The sequence below is a fragment of the Dyadobacter endophyticus genome (assembly GCF_014641595.1).
Classification (GTDB): domain Bacteria; phylum Bacteroidota; class Bacteroidia; order Cytophagales; family Spirosomataceae; genus Dyadobacter; species Dyadobacter endophyticus.
Window position 1 is genome coordinate 1061852 of sequence record NZ_BMIA01000003.1, and the last position, 24365, is coordinate 1086216.

The following is a 24365-nucleotide window of genomic DNA, read 5'->3' on the forward strand; positions in this document are numbered from 1 at the left end:
AAATCATTTCCGGCTGTAAGTATCCAGCGTTGCCTGCGGAAAAGAACGAAGAATATCAGCCATAGTATTTTTGATCATCGTATTCTGATCTTCCTTCTTGGTTGGCGCTTTCACTTTTCCCGAAGCCCAGCCTTGCCACACCATTCGCTCGGTGTTTTTTTGGTAGATGTTCAGAATGAAACGGCTCTCCTGATAATTGTAAGTCGAGATATTGTTACCGCCGCCGTACCACCACATATAAGGCGAATACATGTTGTTGGAGCGTACTTGTTGACGGTCCTTCACGTCGGTCATGAAACGTACTATGATTTCGGGATTCTGCTGATCCAGTTTGTAGCCTTTGGCTTCCATCACTTCTACTACGGCATCGCCCAGACGGCGTCTGTTCAGTTCGCTACCCAGCAATGGGTCTTGCTCCATATTATGCTCGGCCTCCACTTTGAAGGTTTTGAACTGCTTGAGATTCACCGCCGAATCGTAATCGTAACTGACTTGAAGGGCATTGCTGCACGCCATCAGGAATACACCCGCCACAACCGCCATGCCAGCGGATTTTATCAACTTCACTATGGTTTTCATTGTGTTTTTGAACGTTTGGTTATGTTACATTACTCTGACAGTTTCAGGGGGTAATTGGTTTAAAAGACCGCGAAACATCTATTAAACTTGTAAACAAATAAAATTGATATATCGATCGACAAAATTACTTATTTCGGTGCATTTCAAACGTTTGCATAGCACTCAACCCCTCTATTTACTTTACCGCAGTCCTGCCTCGTCTGTTGCAGCGGCGTATTGAAAATAAACCGGCCTTAAACAAAAACGCGCCCGGAGTTTGCCGGACGCGATGTACTGGGAATATATAAGGGACCACGAACTTTAATGAGGTATCCTAGACATGCTTATAGTCTGGATGTTTGTAAGGAGCCCGGTAAGAACGGGCCAGTAACGCATTCGCCTCTCTATCTCCCACAATTTCGCGCTTTATTGGGTCATAAACAATCGAACGGCCTGTTTTCATCGAAAGATTTGCCAAAATGCAGCTTGCAGTCGAAATATGTCCCTCCTCGATGTCGGCAACAGGTCTGCCGTTATTCTCTATAGCGCTCAGGAAATCGAGCATATGCAGGCGCGTTGCAGGTGCCGCATTGAGCTCAATCTTGTCCTCTTTTAAATCCTCGGGATATTTTTCCTTTTCGTAAACAACGTCCTTATGGATCTTCTCGCCTTTGCCTTGCGGAATAAAATCGTAAGCCATCGTACTCGCCCAAAGCGTCCCTTTCTCGCCATAGAGTGTAAATGACCATGGATAATCGGGATTGTTTGGCGTGCCCCACGTGCGATGCTGCCAAACGCAGTTCAACCCGTCGTATTCGAAAATGGCTGATTGCGTGTCGGATATATTGGACTTGCCTTCTTTCTGCACATAAATACCGCCCGTCGACGTGATTTTCTTTGGCCAGCCCAGTTTCAGCATCCAGCGCACCGTGTCGAACATGTGCACGCACATGTCTCCGGTAATGCCATTGCCATATTCCATGAACGTCCGCCACCAGCGCACATGCGGCGAGCCGTCGTATGGGCGCAGGGGCGCGGGCCCTGTCCATTTTTCATAGTCAAGGTATTCCGGAACGGCTTCTACCGGCGGATTACCATTGGCCCGCATGTGGTAATAGCAGCACATTTCGACGTGGGAAATCTTGCCCAGCAAGCCTGCGTCGACGATGTTTTTCTTGGCGTCGATCAAATGCGGCGTACTTTTCCGCTGCGTTCCCACCTGTACTACCTTCTTGTATTTGCGGGCTGCGGCAACCATCGCTTCACCTTCCAGCACGTCCACGCTGATGGGCTTCTGTACATACACGTGTGCGCCGGCCTTCACTGCGTCGATCATCTGCAATGCATGCCAGTGGTCTGGCGAGCCGATAAGTACAATATCCATTTCATTTTCAGCAAGCATTTTCTGGTAATCACCGTACAACTTAGGCGTCTTACCTGACTTCTGCCGCTGGCTCACCAGTTTACCCGCTTCGTTCAATTGGTTTTTATCCACATCGCACAACGCGATCACCTCCACGGGCGCTACCTGAATCAACCTGAAAAGATCACTTTTGCCATACCAACCCGTACCGATTAATCCCACGCGCCAGGTTTTCGCTGGGTTCATCAGGTCCATTCCCTGCGCTCCGAAAGTGGAAAGTGCCAATGCAGCCGTGGCCCCGTGGAGAAAGCTACGGCGGTTGATATTGAAAGTGTTCATCAGTGATTTGATTGGTTTTAGGAAAACTGGCAAATGCCATTCGGAGGTAAAAGGGCAAGGCGCCGCCCGTTTTACTTTTAAGGGGAGATTATTTTACATTTGTTACACATACTCCGCTCAACTTCCTGCATTCGATATGGTACCTGTTATCTCCCGATTGTATGGATTTAGAATTTTATCCTTTAACTGCAAGAGAAAACCGTCTTCTTTTCGAGTTTGAAAGTATAAGCGAACAAAAGCGGATTTCAAAACGTGTCACATTTGCTGCTTTACCCGATTCCCCCTCCGTCTTCAACCTTGCGCTGATGGATCTTGATCAGTATGGAGCAACCACTGATGTCACTGTCAGCAACAATTCGGACATGCCCAAAGTAATGGCAACCGTGATCCAATGCGTATTTTTGTTTCTGGAAAAATACCCTTCGGCTACCGTATACATCACAGGCAATTCTCCTGCACGTACTCGACTGTACCGCGCTACCATCAGCAGAGAGATTTCAAAAGCGAAAAATTTTATCGAAATTTATGGAATGGACGGCTGGCAAATTGAGCCATTTCGCTCTGGTAAACACTATGACGCGTTCTTAATTAGAAGACTATGAAAAGTACATTGAATAAAAGTGAAAGAAGACGCCCTCGGGAGGTAGTTACCTATCCATCCGTTGAAGCATTCACCCAAGCCAAGCTTGAACAGGCCATGAAACTTCTGGAAGGCGCGGATTTATCTCCTATCTTCGGTCCAGGTTATGAATGTTTTTCTTTTAAAACTCCCCCACATTCTCCTTCGTCACCAGCTGAAAAGGAATAATCACCTCCTTATCAAATGCCTCTTTTTTAGCTGCTTTCACTGCCGTTTCTATCGCTTTTCCGCCCTGTTCTTTGGCATTCTGGAAAACTGTGGCGTCCAAGGTTCCCTTTTTTACAGCTTGTAATGCATCCGGAATAGCGTCTACGCTAACCACTAGTACTTTGCCTTTTAAGCCTGCGGCTTCCAGTGCTTTCACGGCACCCATGCCCATTTCGTCGTTTTGAGCAAAAATGGCGTTGATTTTATCGCCGTAGGATTGGATCCAGTTTTCTGTGAGGGACATTCCCTTGGCGCGGTCCCATTCGCCGGTTTGCTCGGCGAGCAGTTTGAGGCCTGGATTGGCTTTCAGGATTTCCTTCGCCCCGTTATCGCGCCGGATCTGCGCGGCCTGGCCCATGAAGCCGTGTATCATCAGCACGTTGCCTTTTCCTCCCAGCTTTTCGGCAATGTATTTCATGGCTATGCGCGCCGACTCGGTATCATCCGAGCCTACAAATGCCGTGGGCTTGGCAGAAGTTTCGGAATTGACATTGATAATGGGAATCTTCGCATCCATCGCCAGTTTGATCGCCGGCGAGCTTGCTTCCACTTCGCAGGGATTCATGATAATCGCGTCCACTCCCTGGCCGATAAAGCTTTCCACCTGCTCCACCTGCTTCAACGCAGAGCGCTCGGCGTCGACGGTGATCAATTCTACGCCCATCTCCTTCGCCTTCGCCTCCATTGCGTCGCTCACATTCACGATAAACTCATTCTGCATGCTCAGCATCGTAGCGCCGATCACCAGTTTTTTCCCTCCATCCGATCCCGTCTCTTTGTCAGACGATTGATTACAGCCCGCCAAAAGGACTGTCGCGATGAATGTTGCGAAAATTGCGTTGCGTTTCATAGAGTTATCAGCGGTAGCCCGTCAGTTTATGTTTTAATATTAAAATCATTTTCAAATCCCACTTCTCCATCCTCCCCTTCTTCCCTCCCCCACCTTTCCTCCTTCAATCAATCCTTCTTCCCAACCCCATCCAGCACCACGGCGCCGATAATGATCACACCCATTACCACCTGCTGGTAATAGGAGGTTACATTCAGCAAATCGAGGCTGTTGCTGATTACTCCTATCAGCAAGGCGCCGATCAATGTGCCTGTCATGGTTCCCGTGCCGCCCGAGGTGCTGGTACCGCCGATTATCGCAGCCGCGATAGCATCCAGCTCGAAGCCGGCACCGGCATTGGGCTGACCAGTCGTGATGCGCGACGTAAGCAAAATACCTCCTAACGCAGAAAGCAGCCCGCAAATCGTATATACCCACATCTTGACACGGCTCACACGTATACCTGACGCACGCGCAGCAGGCTCGTTGCCCCCTACCGCGTACATATAGCGTCCGAGAATCGTTTTATTCAAAATAACCGAACATACCGCGAATGCAATGAGCAGAATAATGATAGGAAATGGAATTCCGCCAATATTACCTCCTCCGATGAAATTGAATGAATCGGAAAGATTTGATACCGGCCTTCCCTTACTGAGAATCAATGCGAGCCCTCGCCCGATTGTCATCGTTCCGAGCGTAACTATGAATGGAGGGACTTTGCTTTTGGTAACCACCAGCCCGTTGAATGCACCCATGGCAGAGCCGGCTCCCAGTCCGACGAGCAGCGGCACCACGAGCGGATAAGTATCGGGGTGAGCGAATGTCGCGGCGGCTACGCCTGTTACCGCTACCATCGAGCCAAGCGAAAGGTCGATTCCCCCGGTGATGATCACAAAAGTGACACCAAATGCTAATAATGCGTTGATTGACACCTGATTACCAATGATCAGCAGGTTCGAAACGGTAAAAAACTTCGGCGTACTCAACGCCAGCACCAGGCATATCAATGCAAATGCGAAAAAGATGCCGTACTGGCCTAATTTGGAGAGCTTGTTCATTCGTTTGTTGGGTATTGTGCCGTGGTTCGGTTTGACCGCCGTTTGCTTCTTTTAAATTTCGATTCGTATGTAATCTGCATTACATGTCGGCGGTCAGTGGTCGGCCGTCGCCACTCCGCTCACGCTACCGCATACCGCATAATCAACTCCTGCGTCGCTTCCGCCCTGGAAAGCAGCGCGGTTTGTTTTCCTTTGGATAAAACCAGAATCCGGTCGCTGAGTCCCAGGATTTCCGGCAGCTCCGATGATATCATGATGATCGCCATGCCCCGATCGGCCAGGCTGCGGATCAGTTTGTAAATTTCAAACTTGGCCCCTACGTCCACGCCGCGGGTTGGCTCGTCGAGGATAATGATCTCAGGCGAGGCAAGCAGTACTTTGCCGATAACGACTTTCTGTTGGTTCCCTCCACTCAAATAAGTGACGTGCTGATCAGCCCCGGCTGTCTTAATCTTCAAATCGGCAATCATTTTTTCGGTGACCGATTGTTCGCTGTGTGTATTGATAAAACCGCCTTTGCGGTGATTTTTCATGCTCGAAAGTGTGATATTGCTCTTTACCGACATCCTTGGAATAAACCCAAGTCCTTTCCTGTCCTCGCTCACATATCCGATTCCCCGGTCGATGGCCTCGCGTGGCGTACGTGCGCAAAACGGCGATTGTTTGATCGAGATCTCTCCCTCATCCCATTGATCCAGCCCGAATATTGCTCTCGCTATTTCAGTTCTTCCCGCACCCATCAGCCCCGCTAACCCCAGTATTTCGCCGGATTTTACTTCAAAACTGATATTTGAAAACTTACCAGCCCTGCCCAGGTTCTGCACCGAAAGTACTTCCCCCCCTGCCGGCTGCGTTGCTTCCGGAAACATCTGATCTATTTCTCTTCCCACCATCATGGCGATCAATGCATTCTGATCCAGATCGGCGGCACTTTTCGTGCCGATGTATTTCCCATCCCGGAGCACGCTAATGGTATCCGAAATCTGGAATATCTCATCCATTTTGTGGGAAATGTAAATAATACTAACACCCTGCGCTTTCAGATCACGGATAATCTGGAATAATGTACCGACTTCCTTATCTGAAATAGCCGAAGTAGGCTCATCCATGATGATTACTTTCGCGTCGTTCGAAACAGCCTTCGCAATCTCGACCATCTGCATTTGCGCCACGCTGAGGTGTTTCATTTTCGTCTTTGGCGCGATGTCAACACCCATCCGGTCAAGCAATGCGCCCGCTCGCTGGTTTATTTCCGAATCATTCAACCAGCCGGAAAGCAGTCCTTTTTTACCAGAAACCTCCCTTTCCCTTCCCAGGAAAATATTCTGTGCCACGGTCAGTTCGGGAATAATCAGGATTTCCTGATGGATCATGGAAATACCTTTTTTCAAAGTCTCATTTACATTGTTACCGATCAGGTTTTCGCCTTCCAGCAAAACCTCCCCCGAATCGGGCGCAACCAATCCGATCAGTATTTTCATGAACGTCGATTTCCCGGCCCCATTTTCACCCATTAAGGCATGTACTTCGCCTTTTATCAGGTCAAAATGGATATTGTCCAGCGCTTTCACACCGGAGAATGACTTGGAAATTCCCTTAATCCTCAGAATGTAGTCGGACATAGCAGTATCGAAACTGAGGCTTTAACCTATCCCGCAGGAATGGTCAAAGCCTCAGATTATGAATGCGTTATTGGATTAGCCTTCCCAATGTACGCCGGTATCTTTCCAGCTTTTGGAAGCCGCCGAATCCAATACCGCTTCACACACTTTCTGTGTTTCGTAAGCGTCACGGAAAGTCGGTGAACAAGGCTTGCCGGTTTGCAGGCTTTCGAAGAAATCGGCTGCCTGGTGGATGAACGAATGCTCGTAACCAATGCTGGTCCCGGGAATCCACCATCTTTTCATGTAAGGCTGATCGCTGTCGGTGACAAGGATCGATCTCCATCCGCGAACGATCGACTCGTCGTTGTGATCGAAGTATTCCAGGCGGTTCAGATCATGCAGGTCCCAGCGAATCGATGCATGTTCACCGTTGATTTCAAAAGTATAAAGCGCCTTATGGCCGCGTGCGTAACGCGTAGACTCAAAAAGGCCAAGTGAGCCATTGTCGAAATGGCAGTGGAAGATACAAGCGTCGTCGATGCCCACTTTCTGAACCTCGCCGGTTCCGGTGTGCTTACGCTCTTTGATGAATGTCTCAGCCACGGCCGAAACGTCCTTGATACCGCCATTGATCCACATTGCTGTGTCGATACAATGCGCCAGCAAATCGCCGGTTACGCCGGAGCCTGCTGCGTCCACGTCGAGGCGCCAGGTAGCGGTTCCACCTTGCGGCACATCCGGGCTGATCGTCCAGTCTTGCAGGAAGTTCGCGCGGTAATGGAAAATACGTCCCAGTTTACCTGAATCCACAATTTGCTTCGCCAAGGTCACGGCCGGAACGCGGCGGTAGTTGTACCAGACAGTATTTTTAACTCCCGCTTTTTCAATGGCTTCCACCATTGCCTTCGCTTCCGCGAGCGTACGTGCGAGAGGCTTTTCGCAAAGGATCATTTTTCCCTTCGCAGCCGCCGCCAATGCGATCTCGGCGTGGGTATCATTCGGTGTACAAATATCCACCGCGTCGATATCGTCGCGCTCGATGATCCTGCGCCAGTCGGTTTCGTACGATTCGTATCCCCACTGCTCGGCGAAGGCCTTCACTTTCTCCTCGTTACGGGAGCAAACAGCCGCCAGCACCGGGCGGTATTCGAGCTCAGGAAAAAAGTCCCCGATCCTTTTATAACCATTGGTATGCGTGCGGCCCATCAAACCGGAACCGATCAGTGCTACACGAATTTGCTTTTTTTCTGACATAAGGTTTTGTTGGTTGGGGCTTTAAGCGATTCGCTTCGGGCCCTAGGTTTTTGGAATATACTTTTGACCATGGACGATGGACCATAGACCATGCGTTTGCTAGTCCATATCATGCCCCATGGTCGGCGGTCTATGGTCTGTAATCGAAAACCATTACGCTACCCACCCATGCGCATTGCGCACTTTCACGAGCGCAGCGAGGATGTCGTTCCAGGTTTGCTGCTTGTACATTACCTCGTTGGGGAACATGCAGCCATCCCAGCAAATATGGCGGAACGCTCTCGTAGGTTCGCCTTTTTCGTCGCGGAGCCAGAATCCGGCGTGGTGCACGATGTCGAGCTTGCCGTTTGGATCGGTAGCCAGACAGTGGCGGCCGGTTTTGTCGTGCGAACCGGTGCCGTGAACGGTGCCGTCGTTTTGTGCTACGTGGAAATCGATGGTCCACGGACGAAGCGCAGCGGTCATTTTCTTGAAGGCTTCATCCAATGTGGCCCGGTCGTTCCACTGGAAATCTGCGGGCAAAATACGATCTTCCGGTGCATTGTAGCCGAGCAAATAAAGGAATGTATGTGACATATCGGCTTGGAAACCTACATTCGGGCGGTCTGTCGCTTCGAGCGTATCGATCATAGCTTTCCAGCTATGCATACCACCCCAGCAGATTTCCCCCTCCGCAGCCAGCCTTTCACCGAAATCAGCGGCAACGTCGGCAGCACGTCTGAAAGTCTCGGCAATTTGCTTGGTATTACCTGTGGGATCAGCCGACCATGCTTCCGGCGAAGAAGCCGAATCGATGCGGATTACGCCTCCCTGCCTTACACCGGCATCACGGAGTTGCTTCCCAAATTCACATGCCTTGCGGACCTGCTCCACAAACGTATCGCGTGCCTCCTTGCTGCCCATTGCAGAACCAGCCCAAACGTTGGCTACAAGGCTGCCGGCTTCGAGGTTATACCCAGCCAGCTTATCCGCCAGGCGTTTACCACCGTCGGCGCTATTCAGATATTCACCAATATGCTCGTCGAAAAGACCGATATCGACACCGTCGAATTTCACACCGTCCACCTCGGCAGCGGCAGTTTTTTCCAAAAGCGTATCAAAAGGAATGATCGGTTCCGAATCAGAACCTTTGCCCACGATGCCAGGCCATGTGGCGTTGTGGAGTTTAGGGAAATTATTTTCAGGCATGGTTTGAGGAATTTATGGTGGGGGACTTCGGCCGTCGGCCGAAAGCCGAAGTTTATTTACAATACTAGGTCAGGGTTGCCCGGACCGAAGTGCTTCAAGATCACAATAGGATCTGTTTTCGAAGGGTTGCTGATCACTACGCCTTCGACCGCAGCAGCTTCGCTTACGAAGTACTCGTCGTTGGTTAACTGTCCATAGCGGATCAATGCAGGGGTTTCGATATCCCACACACCGAATTTTCCATGTCCCTGCATTACAATCATTCCGTATGCAGCAGCGTCAGTAATGGTAACAGTCTGTCCTGGAAAAACGGTAAGTTCCTTGGCACTGTAAGCCTCGTTTTTATAGCAAATCCAGTTTTCGCTATATCCTTCTTCGGCCATCACAGCGACATCTTTTACCGGTTTGGGGCGCATGAAATGCTTCTCCATTAAATTAGGATTTACGTTCAAATCCCAGTCGATCACTTCCATCAACAGGTCATAATCGCCTATTCTGTCTTTCGGCGTTCCTTTCCAAAGCAACTCTTCCGGAATCACCGCCTCGTTGACAAGCGATTGATACATCGCAAAAATATCCGATGCTTTTTGAGGCTCATAGGTACACAAGCTACCCGGCGCATGCAACATGCCAGGAGGCACATCCCAGCCTGTTCCCGGCTCCAGACGAAACGCCTGGGAGTAATTGGTAATCTTGTTGTCACCTTTGGTGAAGTTCATCAGACATTCTTTGATCTGCTCTTTGGTTGTACCGGGAGCGATTCCGATGAATGTGTATGGAAAATCACCACCGTGATTGTTCAGTTGAGGCGGGAAATAGTAGGCTTCCGGCTTTCCATTCTGGCCCACCATAGCGGCGTGCTCATCTCTGTGGTGAATGTGATGCGGAAGTGGCCCCATATTGTCAAAAAACTTGGAGTACATGGGCCAGCTCTTGTATTGATCCCAAAGTCTGTCGCCTATAATCTGACCTTTCAGCTCTTCTACCGCGTCCCGCAATGTCACTTTTTGAATCCCTGATTCATCTTCCAAAACGATTTGGCTCAAACCTTCATTTTCACCTGTAAGCGGCCCGTTTTCCGCAGGAGTTGTGGATGACAACCAGCGCTCATCGATACCACCACGCTCTCCACCCAGCACGTAATAATCGTCGGGGTGCAACTTGATCCTGCGGCCAGGAACGCAAAACGAACGCGGCACCCATGTCGGAGCCAGACGTAAAATTCCCTTCCCCTGCTCCAACGCCTTCTCAGCTATACTTGAAAGTCCCATTGTTTTTGTATTAAAGAATTGGTTTTTGGTATACTTAGTTAAAATTTTCACTGTGTGTTAATGTACTGTCGTTCTTGTCGTCCTGAGCGGACCGGGCCGCTCAGGGGGACAGTATCGCTACACATTCACCTTTAATTCAAATTCTTCGATTTCTTCCCTCGCAGTCAATACGCTCAGTTCCAGATCATATTCCCGCGTTTCTTCCGGTTCCAGAAAAATCAACGTTCCGTCTTCCCTTGCCTTGGCCTGCCCGGAAAGCGGGTGCGTACTCGGCTCGATACCCGTTACGTATTCCCCTTTGCCCCAATGTTGCCAGTTGGCCAGCCAGGGCAACTGTTCTTTTTTGAATTTCAATGCCACGGCCAATCCGAGCTTCGCATTGTGCAATCCACAAATGCTATCTCCGAAAATGTCGGCGTCCACATCAATTAAGGCTACTTCTTCTCCGCTTCCCAAGTGGCTTTCCAGCGGTGCCGGGGCTTTTTTGAATGCATTACCTTCTTTGAAAATCTTGGCATTCTCTTCAAAGCGCGGGCGCCATTGGCCATTCCAGAGAATGTCGGTACCCTCGTCCACGATCGGCCATCCGAAATTAAAATGGTACAGCAACATATGCGGCGTGGCGGTATTGGCTTTGTTGATCACCTCATCGTGAATGCGCAGTTTTGGCTCTCCCAACGTGGCTGAAATCGTTCTTTTCAATTCCAAACTTGGTCCGAAAGGCCGCGTTTCACGGATAATGCCGGTAATGCTCATATCGTATTTCCCAGCGCGCAAGTCTGGCTGAACGATCGAAACGATTTCCGCAGGCTGATTACCGATCAAACCATGTAATCCGCGGTCGCCGAAACCGTCAGACTCCGGCCCGCCCGCGTGTGAGAGGCCACAAGTAGTAAGCAGCCCGCCGCCAAATGTGCGGAGCCAGTCAATGCCTTTGTCAGAAAACGGTTGCGGATAGGTAATGCCGCCGTGACTGATCCACGCAAGGCTATGCTGGTTATAAAACGCCTCGGCAATATCCATCGCCCTGTCGATCACCACCTTAAAGCGCAAACCGCCCCCGGTATTGATCCACGCAATGCGGGTACCGCGACCAGCGCCATTGTCCAGCACTGAAGTTTCGATACCGCCTACTTGTGCGTGGTTCGAAACTTTTACTTTCCAGTCTTCCACTAGCTTTTCAATGCCTTTCGAATCGCCGATCTCCATTATATCTTAATTAAACTACTAATTATCTAAACCTCAAAAAGGCGCAAAATGCCTGGCTTTAATGCTTTTAACTCAAAAAATGGGAGGTCAGGCTACCGGTGCGCTAGTCAGCCAGTTTCTCACTCTTGCATTGAAATCTTCTGTATTCTCAAAATGGAACGCGTGCCCGAGCTTGTCGTACAAAAACAGCTCGGCACCCGGAATGCCACCGGCGACCTCTTCCGCCATCCATACCGGCGTAAAAATATCCTCCCTGCCGCCTATGACCAGTGTCGGGGCGTTGATCTTACCCAGTTCCGGCAATGCATTGTGGTTAATGCAGGCAGCCGCCTGCCCCTCCAATCCGTGCAATGGCTGCGGGAATGGGTTGAATGCATCTACACTACGGCCATTTTCGAGGTCCTCGTGTTGTTTCGCATCGTCCCACGACGATTTCGAAAAGATCAGCAACTGAATATACAAGCTGAACTCCTCCGGCCTGAAACGGGCCTTGGCATTCATAATATGTTGGAAAAGGCCCTTGGCATAATTGTCGCAACGCGCCCACGGGCACATTAACACGAGCGATTTGACCTTGTGAGGATGCCTTATCGCAAGTTGCTGCGCGATGGTACTACCCATGGAGCAACCGATCACATGCACGTTTTCCAAACCCAAAGAATCGAGTAAGCCGGCATAGTCATCCGCCATTTGCTCGGTAGAATACGGTCCGGCCGGTTTATCTGTCAGCCCTACACCACGATTATCGCCGATAATGCAGCGGAAATGATGCTTCCAGTCGGCAAGATGCACATTCCATACCGCGCCCGGCGCCGTTATGCCCATAATCAGGAGCAGAGGCTCGCCGGAACCGCGTTCTTCGTAGTAAAAGTTGATACCGTTGGTTTTTATTGTGGGCATGGGGAGATGCTATTTTAGTGCCGGAATCAACTCCTGCTGAATCCACTTCCCGTCGTGCAATGTCACGAAATCGGGGTCTTCGAGGGCTTCCTCGCCTTCATCTTCGCAGATGATCCAGCCTTTGTAATTGATGTCTTTCAGCCACTGGGTTACGCCGGGCAGATCTACCTTACCATTACCCATTAATGTAAACTCAGGGTTGCCGTCCCAGTCCTTATAATGCACATGGTTGATCAGCGACTGATATTCCTTCATTTTCGTGAGCGGATCCATGCCACCGTTGATGATATGGCCTACATCGGGCGTCCAACCGGTTACCGACGCATCCAGGCCTTCAAGAACGATCTTGTAATCTTCCTCGGTACGGATTATGGAGGTATGCGGCGAGTTCGGATGGTAGCTACAAGGCACGCCTTTGTCGGCGGCACGGCGCGAAACGGTGTTGACGATGTTCACGAGGCGCTTTTGGCGCTCTTCGATGTTATGCCTGCCGGCCGGGATCTGTACTGTGTTCAAAACCGCACCCGGGAAGCGTTGCAGCACACGGATGGCGTGGTCCGCCACTTCGCGTTCGCGTTCGGTCTCTTCGGACTCGTTCCAGTCCAGTGCGAGGGCCAATGCGGCGAGTTCGATACCTTGTTCTTTCAGTTTGGCTTCGAGCAGATCAGGGTCCTGAAGATCGCCCATCCAGGTAAAAATAGGTTGAATACCGGTAAAGCCCGCTTTGGCGATGACTTCGATCATGTGTCCTAACCGGCCCTGGTGTGTTTGGCCGCTGTTGCTCATGAACCAGGTGTAAACCTCTGATCCAAAGCGAAATGGAAGTTGCTGAGACATTAAAAAGTTTATTTTCAATTACATAAAAATCACTTCGACTTCTTTTTCACTACCTCGCCCGGCATGATCAGCGAATCCCAACCAGCCAGATCGGAGGGCTTCACATTCGCTTTGTACCCGCTGAAATTGAATGTAGTAGGCTTGTAAGGGCCCACAAATGCAATGTCGTTATTCGGTTTGATAGCATTTTCAAGCCCCAGCCCCCAGAACATCGCATTCACGATCATCCTTCTGAAACCTTCATTCAACAAATCCTCGGACGCGCCATGCGTCGTGGTGAAGGCGCGGCCTTTCCGGCCTCCCTCCATTTGATAATCGCGAATCCAGGCAACCGGTAGCAGTTCTTTCGTCGGATCGGCAGGCGAATCGGCGGTCATGCCATTCAGCACCTGGCCTTTTGCCAGCACAGTTCCTTTGGGCGCTGCCGTATAACCTCCCGACTGAACCCACATATCCTTCACGCCCCGCATGATCGGATGCTTCGTCTGTGTTTCGTCGATGACGATTTTAGAGGATTGCTTATGGTTCGTCCCATAATGCGACACCCAGGTTTCACCCAAAATATGTTCGCCGAAACCGTCTTTCCATTCCGTTTTTGGCCCCTTATAGTTCCAGGTATAATGCTCCCATTTCGGGTCATTTTTAATTTCAAATGCATGTGTCGACGTGCGGAACGCTACGATGGGCCCTCCTCGTTTGAGGTAGTTCTCGAAATGCTGCATTTCCTTGTCTTCGAAATGCGCGAAACGCATAAAAAGCACCATCAAGTCGGCCTTATCGAGCACGTCGAGGCCTTTTACATTGGAACTACCCGGGTAAATGTAGCCATTCGAGTCGAGCGCGTACACGACCGTACACGTGAACCCGTAGCGCCTGGCCATAATCCGCGCCAGTGCGGGAAGCGATTCTTCGCCGCGGTATTCGTGGTCGGTGGCAATAAAAACGATGTTTTTACCCACCCCCGGCCCTTTGTCGCCTTTGTACACGACCCGGTGTTTCGCGGGATCGTCCTGTGCATTGGAGCCGAAAGTGATCAGTGCAATGCCGAACGCCAGCATTGATTTCAATAGATTCTTCATAAACCCGGACTAAAAAAGGTGGTTGATCAAAGCCCGTGTTTCAGGCCCATTTCGCGGATAAATTTGTAGCCGTTTTCGGCAATGTCCCACGGCTCATTGAATTCTCGCCACACGCCGATTGCATTCGCAAAACCGGGATCGTTCCGCGAAAATGCCTCGATCGTCAGCCAGCCATCGTATTTAATAGCCGCCAGCGCCGCGAAAGCATCATCCCACTTCACCTGCCCGGTTCCCGGCGTGCCGCGGTCGTTCTCACTGATGTGTACGTGCGCCAGCACCGGTGCGATCGTCTGCAAGCCACTCAAATAGCTTTTCTCCTCGATATTGGAATGGTGGGTGTCGAACATCGCCCGAACATTCGGATGGTCTGCGGCCTTTACGAGTTTGAGCAGCTGCTCCATGGTATTGCACAGGTAGCATTCGAAACGGTTAAGCGCTTCGAGGGCAAATGTGATGTTGGCCTGTGCGGCGTAATCGGCAGCCGCATTCAAAACTTCACCCGCCAATGCATATTCCCGATCTTCGGCCGGGCGGTTTACAAAAACAGTATGTGCCGAGTGGAAAGGTCCGCAAATGACTTTGGAATTCAGGTCATGGGCACGGTCAACAGCCCATTTGATTTTGTCCAAAGCTCTTCCCCGAACCTCCGCTGATTCGCTCACCGGATTTTCGTCGGCACCGACCGTCATTACCGCCGTAGTTTCAAGGCCCAAGTCTTTCACAAAACTGCCCATCCGTTGGTAAGCCGCGGCTTCCTGGGGGCCTAAATAGAACTCGACACCGTCGTACCCAATCGTTTTCAGTCGTTCGATGATCGGAAACAAGTCATCCGAAACTGCCGCCGTCCAGGCCAGCACATTAAATCCGATTTTATTCATAGTAGGCATTAAGCCGACGGCCAACAGCCGACAGCAGATGTTTGATTAATATTGTTTGATGCGCAGGTCTTTGTATTCCACTTTCATTGGTGGGCCTACATGTACCTGTACACCTAAAAGGCCTTTTTTGGCTCCATTTACCGTGTCATTGTCGGTAACATCACTCATGAGGACGCCATTGATGTAGTGTTGGAGATGATTTCCCTTCACTACGAGGTGGAAAGTATTCCAATCTTCACTTTTGATCAATGTCTTCAAAGAATCGGAAGAACCGAGCGAGCCTACCACTTCGAAGCCTGTCCAAGCATTTCTCGCCACGTTCTTGCGGATAGCTTCCGGTGTTTTTTCGCCTGTATATTCCTTGATGACCGTTTTCTGGCCGCGGTAGGCCAATGTGGTACGCTTGCGCTCTTCGTAGTTCTGGCCGGTGTAGTTGTTTTTGCCATCGATATCGGCCTGGTAGCCTTTCAATGCAAAAGGTACGTCGGTCAACTGTTCGCTGCGGTAGTTGATACCGGAGTTACCGGCAGCCGCGATCTTGAAGGAGCCCTTTAATTCGAAATCTCCCGGCTCGCCGCCTTTCCAAATGATGAATGAGTTGGTTTTTAAAAGCGTTTCAGGAGTTATTTCCCCCACGAGGGAGCCGTTTTCGGCACGCCAGTATTTCGGATCCCCGTCCCAGCCTTTCAGTGTTTTTCCGTCGAAGATGGATTTAAAGCCTTTTTCGGCTTTTTGGGCAAAAGTATCGACCTGGCTGGTGAGGGTCATCACGGCGGCCAGAAGCATTCCGGCCTTGATAAATCTGAAACTCATTTTTGATCGCATTTATAGGTTTAGTGACTTCTGAACAACTGACTTCCCTTACTTCAAGAATTATTGGGGCATCAACCTCCTCTTAAAAAAGCAGAAATTAATATCCAAAAATTCCTAAAAATATCTGATGGACTATCCTGTACTGACCTGCTACCGGCGCGAAGCTCTTGCTTCGTACCAACGCATTAGGGCAGCGGATCGCCAGGGGTTTTGGCAGCGGGATCGTATACCGCCACTCCTACGCGTGAATCGGCGCAGCCATAGTAGAGGAGCCATTTCTTTTTGTAATACACCATTCCTTCAATGAAAACCGTCCCTGCTACGTACTGGCCGCTCTTTTCGAACGGTTCCATCGGGCGGAAAAACGGCGCATCGAGGCGTGCAAGGACTTTGGTAGGGTCATTTTTATCAAACAATACCTGACCGGCGCAGTAGCTGTTCGGCGTAAAACGTTTGTCGCCGTCTTCGCCTTTGTCGTTTTTACCATTATAAAGTAATACAATTCCCTTGTCGGTCAGGATGGCCGGGGGGCCGCATTCGGTGAGGTTGCTGTCGAAGTAACCTTTTCTTGGCGAAATCAGATTGACGAGCTCGCCTTTGCTATCGACCACCGGTTCCCAGTTGATGAGGTCGGTGGAGGTGGCTATATTCACATTTGCCTCTCCAAAATAGAGCCAGTATTTGCCGTTTATTTTTGCGATCACCTGCTTATCTCCAACCAATTTGGTCACAATAGAGCCGGATTTTGTCCAAATGTTGTTGAACTTGCCATGATAGGCCTCCCTGAAAGCGGGCCCATATTTCTCCCATTTGAGCAAATCGCGGGACGTAGCGACTCCAAGGCGCGCCTTGTCCTTGTTCCATTGGGTATAAATCACGACGTACAACCCATCTTCTGTTACAGCCACACGCGGGTCTTCGCAGCCGCCGGGCCATTCATTAGCCTTCTGACTGTCCTCAGCAGGAAACAGCACCGGTTCTTTTCTCCTTTTGAAATGGATCCCATCCTCACTTTCGGCGTAGCCGAGGCGCGAAGTACGCATACCAATCGCCTTGCCGGCCTTATCCTCCGCGCGGTAGAGCACCACGATCTTGCCGTTTTTGATAGCCGCAGCGGGATTGAATGTATCATTCGACTCCCAATCGACATGCCGCTTTTTCATAGGGCAAAAGAAATGCGAGGTGCTGTCGGGAGATATCACGGGATTCACGCCGGCTGGTCGTTTGAAACCACCGATAGTCCAATCGGGTAGTTTGTTTTCGGTTTGGGCAAATGTCTGCCCTGTGAAGATCGATGTGCATATAGCCAGGCCGGCGATAAAATTTTTCATAGATTTTCTATCAGTTATCAAATCATACCTCTCAAATATAAGGCTCTGCGGGCAATAAAAAATCCGGTCTGATTGCTCAAACCGGATTTCATGCCTTTTAAATATGCGTTGATTATTTGTTCGCTACCAGATTTACATCGAGTGTAAAATCATTTTCGATCGCCTTGTCTCCGAGGTTTTCGAAGAAGTTGGTCGAGCGGAATTTGATATCGTATTTGGTACGATCGATCGCTACTTTCGCGTTGGCAGTCACCTTTTTAGCATCGGCTGTAACGGTTGCCGGGAATTTCACATCCTGGGTAATCCCTTTGATCGTCAGCTTGCCGGTTACATCATATGCATTTCCGCCTTTTGGCGTCACGGTAGAAATCACGAGCTTAGCCTGCGGGTGTTTTTCAACTGAGAAAAAGTCGTCGCTTTTGAGGTGATTGGTAAGCTTGCCGTTCATTTCCTTGTCGGTCACATCGGTCACAACGAGTGATTTGATGTCGGCCACAAAACTACCTCCTTTGAGCTTGTCGTTATCCACCACGAGTGTGCCGCTTTCCAGAGGCACAGTTCCGGCATGCGTTCCTGTCACTTTTTTAGCGCCCCAATTAATAGTGCTTGCCTTGGGATCCACCTTCAAAGTTTTGTCGGCAGCATTCTTTCCAGGACCGTTGGCAATTGCAGCAACATTGAAAAGCAAACCAGCTGCTGCGAGTACAAACATTCTTTTCATAATAATTTCAATCGTTTAAAGTGTAGAAGAATTGTTTTGAAAGATATAAAGAATAAAAAGTACTTAACAAATCATTAACAGGCTTTAACAATCCTATACGTCGTTTGTCAGGAGCGCGTTGCTTCGCTTTCCAGCAATTTTACGTCATCAAAGCGCTCCAATATCTTCTTACCATCGACCCAGTCTTCGAGCCCCGATACGGCATTGATATGTCCCTTTTTGCCCACATTGACGAAATCGCTTCCCCAGTTCGCGGCAAATACTTTTGACCGGCCTATTGTCGCGTAAATGTCGTTCGTACTCGCTACCACAATCGTTTTGAAAGGGATCGTACGCACAGGTATGGGCGTAAACCCGACGACAAAATTCAATCTTTTCGAAAGTTCGGCATCGGCCGGGGCCACTAATAATGCGCCCTTGATCAGCTCCGAACTAAATTCCTGCGCCCAATGCGCCACGGTAATGCATCCCAGGCTATGCGCAATGAGGATCGTCGGCTCGGTGAGTTCGCCGACCTGCTTTTGAAGCTGCGCAACCCAGTCCTCTTTCACCGGCCAGTCCCAGTTCTCCTGCTGTACGCGGTCGAAACGGTGTGGATATTGCTCTTCCCAGATGGTCTGCCAATGCTGCGAGCCCGAGCTCGCCAGCCCCGGTACGGTCAGAAAGCGCGTACTCATAATACTATCGATTTGATGATCACATCATTTTTTATCCATTACACAACGGAAACCAAGATTGTTGCTCCCGCTCGTCACTTCGCCCTTGCCGCGGCTTCCGGCTTTATAACGAATGCAATAGTCGTCGCTGCAAAGGAACGAGCCTCCGCGCTGGACGCGTTTCACTGCGCCGGGCTCGTCGGGGTCGTAGCTATCCGACGGCCCTTTCGGGTTAGCGGTGGGACTTTTCTGGTAATAATCGGGACGATACAAGTCCTCGCACCATTCCCAGACATTGCCGTCCATGTCGTAAAGCCCGTAAGGATTCGAAGGGAAGGACTTAATGGGCGCTGCCGTAAGATGGCCGTCTTCTTTGGTATTCTTGTCAGGGAAACTTCCCTGATAAATATTCGCAACCCATTTGCCGCCGGGTTTTAGCTGGTCGCCCCAGTAATAGGTGTGATTGCCTTTCCCGCCCTGTGCTGCAAACTCCCATTCTGCTTCGGTAGGGAGCCTCTTACCTGCCCATTTTGCATAAGCGGAAGCATCTTCATACGAAACATGTACCACCGGATAGTTTTCACGGCCTTTGATCGAGCTGGAAGGTCCTTCGGGATGTGCCCAGTCGGCTCCGGCCACGTAATTCCACCATTGCAGCGGGTTATCCAGGCTCACGCGTGAAGGCGTGGGCGTAAAAACCGCCGAGCCGGGAACCAGCTTATCAGCCGGCACACCGGGATAATCGGCCGGGTTCAATGGGCGTTCGGCGACGGTTTTATAATTGGTCGCTTTTACAAAAGCGGCGAATTCGGCATTGGTTACCTCATGGGAATCGATATAATAGCCATTCACGGTTACCTCGTGCATCGGGCGCGCATCGGGAAACTCGTCGGCGCCCATCAGGAATTTTCCGCCGGGAATCCACACCATACCGGTACTATCGCCGGCACCTTCCGTCACCAGGCTTGCACTGCGGATCGCGGCTGCGCGGGAAGGCATACCGTCGGCAATGCAGGCTGCCAGGCTGTCGGCTTTGCGTTTTTCTTCGGCGGTTTGTTTGCTTCCGCAGCTCCACAACGTCACAGCCATCGCTCCTACCAGACCGCAAAAACCTTTTATTGAAAACTCCATATTCCAGAAAACTCGGTTATCCTTTTTTTACTTCTACTTTAAAAACATCCTTCAAAGCCTGTCGCGCAGCGTGGTACCCGCACATCCCATGTACGCCCCCGCCCGGCGGTGTGGACGACGAGCAAATGTAAATGTCTCTGCCCGACGTCCGGTAAGGCGAAATACTCAGTACTGGCCGCGAATACAACTGCCAGATATCCTGAATACCCCCGTTGATATCACCTCCGATGTAATTCGGGTTATATTGTTCCAATGCGCTGGCATTGGTAATGTGTTTTGCTTTGATCACGTCCCTGAAACCCGGAGCATAGCGTTCGATCTGGCTTTCCAGGGCGTCGGTCATATCGCGGTCGTCGCCGTTGGGTACGTGGCAATAGGCCCATGCCGTATGCTTGCCTTCCGGTGCGCGCGTTTTATCAAAAAGACTTTGCTGCGCTACAAGGGCAAAAGGTTTCTCGCCCCGTTTGCCATTTCCTACATTACGTTCATACTGCACAATTTCTTCGAATGTATTCCCCAGATGCACCGTCCCTGCGCTCCTGCATTCCTCGCGTTGAAAGGGTATCGGCTCATCCAGTGCCCAATCGACCTTGAAAATCCCCGGACCCTGCCGGTAGGTTTCGAGACGACGTTTGTACGAAGTACTCAGCCTGTCGCCCGCGATGCGTACCAGCTGTCGCGGCGTCACATCCATTAAGACCGCCTTCGCCGGTGGAAGTTCATTCAATGAGCCCACCATCCAGCCTGTTTGGATCTTTCCGCCGAGCGATTGAAAATACGCCCCCAGTGCGTCCGCAATGCTTTGACTTCCGCCTACGGGAATCACCCATCCTTTAATATGTGCCGCCGCCATGAGCATGATACCAAACGCCGACGTGGCAATATTATCCAGCGGCTGGATCGAATGCGCTGCCATTCCGGCCCATAATGCACGTCCCTCCGCTGTTTTGAACTTCGTGGCAGTCCAGGTCGCCGGGGGCAGTGCTGCTAATCCAAAACCTGCCAGGCGAAAAGGCTCGGCAGGCCATTGCAGCGGCCCTAGCAAATCCGGCAACAACTTCGGGACCGATTCGAGCAAATTGCTCATCCATTTGCGGTAAGTACTCCCATCCGCACCCAGCTGCGCCGCCGTCGATTCCACCGATTGGTCCAATACTGCCACCCTGCCTCCGTCCAGCGGATGTGCCGCGTCGTGAGTCGGTTGAACGAACGTCAACCCGAAATCCGCGAGCGGCAGCTTTGCAAAAAAAGGCGACATCAATGCCATCGGGTGAACCGCCGAGCAAATGTCGTGTCGGTAACCGGGCAACGTCAGTTCCGCTGTACGCATACCGCCGCCAATCGTTTCTTTACCTTCAATCAACAACACCGAAAGCCCCGACTCTTGTAAGGTAATGGCCGCCGCAAGCCCATTCGGACCAGAGCCGACCACTATCGCATCGTATTCGGGAGTACCCACTCCTGGAATATCCACTCGGGTGTCTGCCACGCTGATCAGGGTTTAGCTGTCGCAAGGATCTGCAATGCCTCGTCGTCTTTGTATTCGTTCATTAACGCTTTCAGCTTCGTTTTAAGATCGGTTGTCAGTGTTTCTGTTCCTTTTGTTCCGTAGATATTCGAAACCTCTTTCGGATCTTTTTGCAAATCATACAATTCCCATGAATCGGCACCGCCGTAGAAGTAGGCCAGCTTGTAGCGACTTGTCCTTAGCCCGAAATGCGGGTGTACGTGGTGCGGCTGGGGGAACTCGTAATAGTGATAATATGCCTCTTTCCTCCACGGAATTTGTGCTGCGCGGTTCGCTTTCAACAATGGGAAGAACGATTTGCCCTGCATGTCCGAGGGAGTTTTCACACCTGCGATATTTAGCACGGTAGGCGCCCAGTCGATATTCACCACGAGGTCGCTCACTTTCGTACCCGGTTTGATCACCCCCGGATAACGGATCACAAACGGTGTTTTGAGCGATTCTTCGTAAATGAACCGCTTGTCGAACCAGCCGTGTTCGCCGAGGTAAAAACCCTGGTCGGAGGCGTAGATCACGACGGTGTTTTTAGATAAACCACTTTTATCGAGGTAATCGAGCAACTTACCAATGTTGCGATCGAGCGAATTGGCCGTCGCGAAATAATCACGGAGGTAACGCTGGAATTTCCATTCCACCAGTGCTTTCCCGGTCAGGTTCTTGTCGGTAACTTCTTTTGAAACCTTGTCATAGTAAGCCTTAAAAACCTTTTTCTGCTCGGAGTTCAGGCGTTTGTAGAGAAAATCTGTTTCATAATCCACGCCCACTTTCAGGTCGAGCTTCATGCGCATCGTTTTGTCGATCGTCATATCCTGGTCGGCGGCGGCCTTTCTTCCCTTATAATCATCATAAAATGTCGAAGGCAGCGGAAAAGTCACATCATCATAAGCGCCAAGGTCTTCCAGGGCGGGCATCCATTCGCGGTGCGTGGCTTTGTGTCCGACGATCAGGAAAAACGGCTTGTCGTTTTCACGTTTTTCGAGCCATCCGGTAGCAAACTGGGTAATAAGATCGGAAACGTAGCCTGTGTATTTGGTGGTATCGTTAGGTTGGCCCACGAACTCCGGATTGTAATAATGCCCCTGGTCGGGAAGTACATTCCAGTAATCGAAACCTGCCGGCAGGCTGTTCAAATGCATTTTACCGATCCACGCCGTCTGGTAGCCGTTCTTGCGGAGCGTTTCCGACAACAGCGTCTGGCTGGTATCGAATTTCGTGCGGTCGTTGCGTTTGTAGCCGTTCAGATGGCTGTATTTGCCGGTGAGGAGTGTAGCACGGCTCGGGCCGCATATGGAGTTGGTAACGAGGTTATTGGTAAGCAATGCGCCTTCCCGGGCAATGCGGTCGATATTCGGTGTTTTGGCGATTTTGTTTCCATAGGCACCAATGCCCTGATAGGCGTGATCATCGGAGAATATGAAGATAATATTCGGGCGCTGAGCGGCTTGGCCGAACGCCAGCGTAACCGACACAACCAATGCAACCAGGCCTGAAAAGGCCTTTGAAATCAACTTCGTAGTACGGGTAAGGATAGCAAACATGAAATACTCTATATAATAGGTAGACAAAATAAACTTATGCAAAATCAAATCGCAAGCGTTTTACCGGAATTACTTTGCGAGGCCGGCTCCCGACGGGGTTTAAAATTACAAATTGGAGATTTGTTTTCACTATCCCGCGTTTTTTAAACGCAAAATGCCCGGAACGCTTGGCGCCCCGGGCATTTCAAACCAACGGTTTAGCTTACTTTACCTTTTCATGGAGCGCCTCAGCCGTTTCCAGGTGATGTTTCAATGTCGGCACTTTTCCTGCCGCCCATGCTTTTACATCCGGGTCTTTAGCGTCATTCCCGGCTTCTTCGAACTCGTTGATATCTTCCTTGTGGTCGTCGACCATGAAGGATACGTAGGCTTTATCAAACTCTTTGCCTTTCTTTTCGGCCAGTTCATCGTACTTTTTCTGCTTGTCGTCGCTCAATGTAGCGGGAAGCGTGATGTTTTTTTGAGCAGCGAGCGCTTTCAATTCATCATTGGCTTTCGAATGGTCGGTAACCATCATTTCGCCGAACTTTTTAACGTCGGCGCTTGCCGCATTCATCTTCGCCAGTTCGCCCAGTTTCACCTCCATCATACCGCCGTCGGCAGCTGCCACGGCAAACTCGGAGTCGTCTTCCAATGCAGTCGTATCGAGTTTCGCTTCATTTTGCTCTTCGGCAACTTCCTTGCTGTCCTCAGTCTTGTTGCTGTTACAGGCAGTGAACGCCACGCCGGTGGCCACCAAAGTAGTAGCGGCCATTAGGATACTCAATGTGATCTTTTTCATAACAGGTTTTCATTTTTTGATGATTTGGGTGCTAAAAAGTAAAAAACTGTGCCACCCCATCACAAACCCGTTTGCGGCCGGCACCCGCGGCAGGCACATTTAGTTTTCTGGAAAAAGAATGCATATTTTTGTAGCTATCCGTCGACATCGCGATGTGTTGTTCAGCCATTTTATAACCCCCTCTTCCCCGATTAATGAGCTTCCTTACTCTTACGCGTATTTTGCTGGCCGACGACGACCACGATGATACTTTCTTGTTCCGGGAAGCATTGGAACAGGTCCCGGTTGAGACACGGCTTTCTGTTGCTGAAAATGGTGCGCAGCTCCTCCAATTAATGAAAGGCGCAGATGCGAAGCCGGATATCATATTTCTGGATATGAATATGCCGGTCAAAAACGGGCTTGAATGTCTGGAAGAAATCAGGGGTACGGCCGGGTACGAACAGGTTCCGGTTGTGATCCTCTCGACGTCCGTGGCGCAATACCTGTGGGAATCGGCGTATAAGGGCGGCGCTAACCTCTATATCCAGAAACCGACCAGCTTCAAAGGTTTGATAGAAATCCTTAAAATGTGCCTGCTCGAAAAGGCGGGAACAGCAATGCCGGTGGGGTTGGAACAATTTTTGATTACCAATTAGTCTTAACAGGT

The 24365-nt window shown here is 50.5% G+C and carries 23 protein-coding genes; 2 read left to right on the forward strand and 21 right to left on the reverse strand.

The window, feature by feature from the left end; genetic code table 11:
- Nucleotides 1-3: 3 nt before the first annotated feature.
- Complete coding sequence (locus tag IEY24_RS24210) at nt 4-579, reverse strand: DUF4136 domain-containing protein (protein WP_188936988.1); 576 nt, start codon at nt 577-579, stop codon at nt 4-6.
- Between the two features lie 313 nt (nt 580-892).
- Complete coding sequence (locus IEY24_RS24215) at nt 893-2260, reverse strand: Gfo/Idh/MocA family protein (RefSeq protein ID WP_188936989.1); 1368 nt, start codon at nt 2258-2260, stop codon at nt 893-895.
- A gap of 161 nt (nt 2261-2421) precedes the next feature.
- Between IEY24_RS24215 and IEY24_RS24220 the strand changes: the two genes are divergently transcribed.
- On the forward strand, nt 2422-2862 hold the full coding sequence (locus IEY24_RS24220; RefSeq protein WP_188936991.1) for a DUF6934 family protein: 441 nt from the start codon (nt 2422-2424) through the stop codon (nt 2860-2862).
- A 159-nt stretch (nt 2863-3021) separates the two neighbouring features.
- Here IEY24_RS24220 and IEY24_RS24225 read toward each other — a convergent pair whose 3' ends face one another.
- The 19 genes from IEY24_RS24225 to IEY24_RS24315 all read right to left on the reverse strand — a co-directional run bounded on the left by IEY24_RS24225 (nt 3022) and on the right by IEY24_RS24315 (nt 23716).
- On the reverse strand, nt 3022-3957 hold the full coding sequence (locus IEY24_RS24225; protein WP_188936993.1) for a sugar ABC transporter substrate-binding protein: 936 nt from the start codon (nt 3955-3957) through the stop codon (nt 3022-3024).
- A gap of 107 nt (nt 3958-4064) precedes the next feature.
- Nucleotides 4065-4997 carry an ABC transporter permease gene (locus tag IEY24_RS24230; RefSeq protein WP_188936996.1) on the reverse strand — a complete coding sequence of 311 codons (933 nt, stop codon included), beginning with the start codon at nt 4995-4997 and terminating at the stop codon, nt 4065-4067.
- 119 nt (nt 4998-5116) lie between these two features.
- The gene (locus IEY24_RS24235) at nt 5117-6619 is read right to left on the reverse strand and encodes a sugar ABC transporter ATP-binding protein (protein WP_188936999.1); all 1503 of its coding nucleotides are present in this window, start codon (nt 6617-6619) and stop codon (nt 5117-5119) included.
- Nucleotides 6620-6694: 75 nt separating this feature from the next.
- A complete protein-coding gene (locus IEY24_RS24240) occupies nt 6695-7855 on the reverse strand; it encodes a Gfo/Idh/MocA family protein (RefSeq protein ID WP_188937001.1) in 1161 nt (386 codons plus the stop codon).
- 153 nt (nt 7856-8008) lie between these two features.
- The gene (locus tag IEY24_RS24245) at nt 8009-9043 is read right to left on the reverse strand and encodes a TIM barrel protein (RefSeq protein ID WP_188937003.1); all 1035 of its coding nucleotides are present in this window, start codon (nt 9041-9043) and stop codon (nt 8009-8011) included.
- 56 nt (nt 9044-9099) lie between these two features.
- Complete coding sequence (locus IEY24_RS24250; protein ID WP_188937005.1) at nt 9100-10314, reverse strand: class I mannose-6-phosphate isomerase; 1215 nt, start codon at nt 10312-10314, stop codon at nt 9100-9102.
- 117 nt (nt 10315-10431) lie between these two features.
- A complete protein-coding gene (locus IEY24_RS24255; RefSeq protein ID WP_188937007.1) occupies nt 10432-11523 on the reverse strand; it encodes an aldose 1-epimerase family protein in 1092 nt (363 codons plus the stop codon).
- A gap of 87 nt (nt 11524-11610) precedes the next feature.
- Nucleotides 11611-12423 (reverse strand): alpha/beta fold hydrolase, encoded by an 813-nt coding sequence (locus IEY24_RS24260; protein ID WP_188937010.1) that lies wholly within the window; start codon nt 12421-12423, stop codon nt 11611-11613.
- A 9-nt stretch (nt 12424-12432) separates the two neighbouring features.
- Complete coding sequence (locus tag IEY24_RS24265) at nt 12433-13260, reverse strand: sugar phosphate isomerase/epimerase family protein (RefSeq protein ID WP_188937012.1); 828 nt, start codon at nt 13258-13260, stop codon at nt 12433-12435.
- Between the two features lie 29 nt (nt 13261-13289).
- Nucleotides 13290-14339, reverse strand: a complete 1050-nt coding sequence (locus IEY24_RS24270) for a ThuA domain-containing protein (RefSeq protein WP_188937014.1) — start codon at nt 14337-14339, stop codon at nt 13290-13292.
- A 26-nt stretch (nt 14340-14365) separates the two neighbouring features.
- Entirely contained in the window at nt 14366-15217 is an 852-nt protein-coding gene (locus IEY24_RS24275) for a sugar phosphate isomerase/epimerase family protein (protein WP_188937016.1), read from the reverse strand.
- Between the two features lie 45 nt (nt 15218-15262).
- Entirely contained in the window at nt 15263-16003 is a 741-nt protein-coding gene (locus tag IEY24_RS24280) for a 3-keto-disaccharide hydrolase (protein ID WP_229223019.1), read from the reverse strand.
- A 212-nt stretch (nt 16004-16215) separates the two neighbouring features.
- A complete protein-coding gene (locus IEY24_RS24285; RefSeq protein WP_188937020.1) occupies nt 16216-17361 on the reverse strand; it encodes a beta-1,2-mannosidase in 1146 nt (381 codons plus the stop codon).
- Nucleotides 17362-17473: 112 nt separating this feature from the next.
- A complete protein-coding gene (locus IEY24_RS24290) occupies nt 17474-18073 on the reverse strand; it encodes a YceI family protein (protein ID WP_188937378.1) in 600 nt (199 codons plus the stop codon).
- Nucleotides 18074-18189: 116 nt separating this feature from the next.
- The gene (locus tag IEY24_RS24295) at nt 18190-18759 is read right to left on the reverse strand and encodes an RBBP9/YdeN family alpha/beta hydrolase (RefSeq protein ID WP_188937022.1); all 570 of its coding nucleotides are present in this window, start codon (nt 18757-18759) and stop codon (nt 18190-18192) included.
- 24 nt (nt 18760-18783) lie between these two features.
- Nucleotides 18784-19869 carry a formylglycine-generating enzyme family protein gene (locus IEY24_RS24300; RefSeq protein WP_188937025.1) on the reverse strand — a complete coding sequence of 362 codons (1086 nt, stop codon included), beginning with the start codon at nt 19867-19869 and terminating at the stop codon, nt 18784-18786.
- 16 nt (nt 19870-19885) lie between these two features.
- A complete protein-coding gene (locus IEY24_RS24305) occupies nt 19886-21328 on the reverse strand; it encodes a phytoene desaturase family protein (protein ID WP_188937380.1) in 1443 nt (480 codons plus the stop codon).
- A 35-nt stretch (nt 21329-21363) separates the two neighbouring features.
- A complete protein-coding gene (locus IEY24_RS24310; protein WP_188937027.1) occupies nt 21364-22935 on the reverse strand; it encodes a sulfatase family protein in 1572 nt (523 codons plus the stop codon).
- Nucleotides 22936-23137: 202 nt separating this feature from the next.
- Complete coding sequence (locus IEY24_RS24315) at nt 23138-23716, reverse strand: DUF4142 domain-containing protein (protein WP_188937029.1); 579 nt, start codon at nt 23714-23716, stop codon at nt 23138-23140.
- A gap of 194 nt (nt 23717-23910) precedes the next feature.
- On the opposite strand from IEY24_RS24315, the gene IEY24_RS24320 reads away from it, so the two are divergent.
- Nucleotides 23911-24354, forward strand: coding sequence for a response regulator (locus IEY24_RS24320; protein ID WP_188937031.1), 444 nt, complete (start codon nt 23911-23913; stop codon nt 24352-24354).
- Nucleotides 24355-24365: the final 11 nt, after the last annotated feature.

What these genes read in the sequence shown, in the direction of transcription:
- IEY24_RS24280 (WP_229223019.1), bottom strand. Translation starts at nt 16,003, where the DNA reads ATGCTTCTGGCCGCCGTGATGACCCTCACCAGCCAGGTCGATACTTTT.
- IEY24_RS24300 (WP_188937025.1), bottom strand. Translation starts at nt 19,869, where the DNA reads ATGGAGTTTTCAATAAAAGGTTTTTGCGGTCTGGTAGGAGCGATGGCT.
- IEY24_RS24240 (WP_188937001.1), bottom strand. Translation starts at nt 7,855, where the DNA reads ATGTCAGAAAAAAAGCAAATTCGTGTAGCACTGATCGGTTCCGGTTTG.
- IEY24_RS24250 (WP_188937005.1), bottom strand. Translation starts at nt 10,314, where the DNA reads ATGGGACTTTCAAGTATAGCTGAGAAGGCGTTGGAGCAGGGGAAGGGA.
- IEY24_RS24265 (WP_188937012.1), bottom strand. Translation starts at nt 13,260, where the DNA reads ATGTCTCAGCAACTTCCATTTCGCTTTGGATCAGAGGTTTACACCTGG.
- IEY24_RS24310 (WP_188937027.1), bottom strand. Translation starts at nt 22,935, where the DNA reads ATGTTTGCTATCCTTACCCGTACTACGAAGTTGATTTCAAAGGCCTTT.
- IEY24_RS24225 (WP_188936993.1), bottom strand. Translation starts at nt 3,957, where the DNA reads ATGAAACGCAACGCAATTTTCGCAACATTCATCGCGACAGTCCTTTTG.
- IEY24_RS24235 (WP_188936999.1), bottom strand. Translation starts at nt 6,619, where the DNA reads ATGTCCGACTACATTCTGAGGATTAAGGGAATTTCCAAGTCATTCTCC.
- IEY24_RS24220 (WP_188936991.1), top strand. Translation starts at nt 2,422, where the DNA reads ATGGATTTAGAATTTTATCCTTTAACTGCAAGAGAAAACCGTCTTCTT.
- IEY24_RS24215 (WP_188936989.1), bottom strand. Translation starts at nt 2,260, where the DNA reads ATGAACACTTTCAATATCAACCGCCGTAGCTTTCTCCACGGGGCCACG.
- IEY24_RS24255 (WP_188937007.1), bottom strand. Translation starts at nt 11,523, where the DNA reads ATGGAGATCGGCGATTCGAAAGGCATTGAAAAGCTAGTGGAAGACTGG.
- IEY24_RS24315 (WP_188937029.1), bottom strand. Translation starts at nt 23,716, where the DNA reads ATGAAAAAGATCACATTGAGTATCCTAATGGCCGCTACTACTTTGGTG.
- IEY24_RS24275 (WP_188937016.1), bottom strand. Translation starts at nt 15,217, where the DNA reads ATGAATAAAATCGGATTTAATGTGCTGGCCTGGACGGCGGCAGTTTCG.
- IEY24_RS24290 (WP_188937378.1), bottom strand. Translation starts at nt 18,073, where the DNA reads ATGTTTGTACTCGCAGCAGCTGGTTTGCTTTTCAATGTTGCTGCAATT.
- IEY24_RS24270 (WP_188937014.1), bottom strand. Translation starts at nt 14,339, where the DNA reads ATGAAGAATCTATTGAAATCAATGCTGGCGTTCGGCATTGCACTGATC.
- IEY24_RS24320 (WP_188937031.1), top strand. Translation starts at nt 23,911, where the DNA reads ATGAGCTTCCTTACTCTTACGCGTATTTTGCTGGCCGACGACGACCAC.
- IEY24_RS24295 (WP_188937022.1), bottom strand. Translation starts at nt 18,759, where the DNA reads ATGAGTACGCGCTTTCTGACCGTACCGGGGCTGGCGAGCTCGGGCTCG.
- IEY24_RS24210 (WP_188936988.1), bottom strand. Translation starts at nt 579, where the DNA reads ATGAAAACCATAGTGAAGTTGATAAAATCCGCTGGCATGGCGGTTGTG.
- IEY24_RS24260 (WP_188937010.1), bottom strand. Translation starts at nt 12,423, where the DNA reads ATGCCCACAATAAAAACCAACGGTATCAACTTTTACTACGAAGAACGC.
- IEY24_RS24230 (WP_188936996.1), bottom strand. Translation starts at nt 4,997, where the DNA reads ATGAACAAGCTCTCCAAATTAGGCCAGTACGGCATCTTTTTCGCATTT.
- IEY24_RS24285 (WP_188937020.1), bottom strand. Translation starts at nt 17,361, where the DNA reads ATGAAAAATTTTATCGCCGGCCTGGCTATATGCACATCGATCTTCACA.
- IEY24_RS24245 (WP_188937003.1), bottom strand. Translation starts at nt 9,043, where the DNA reads ATGCCTGAAAATAATTTCCCTAAACTCCACAACGCCACATGGCCTGGC.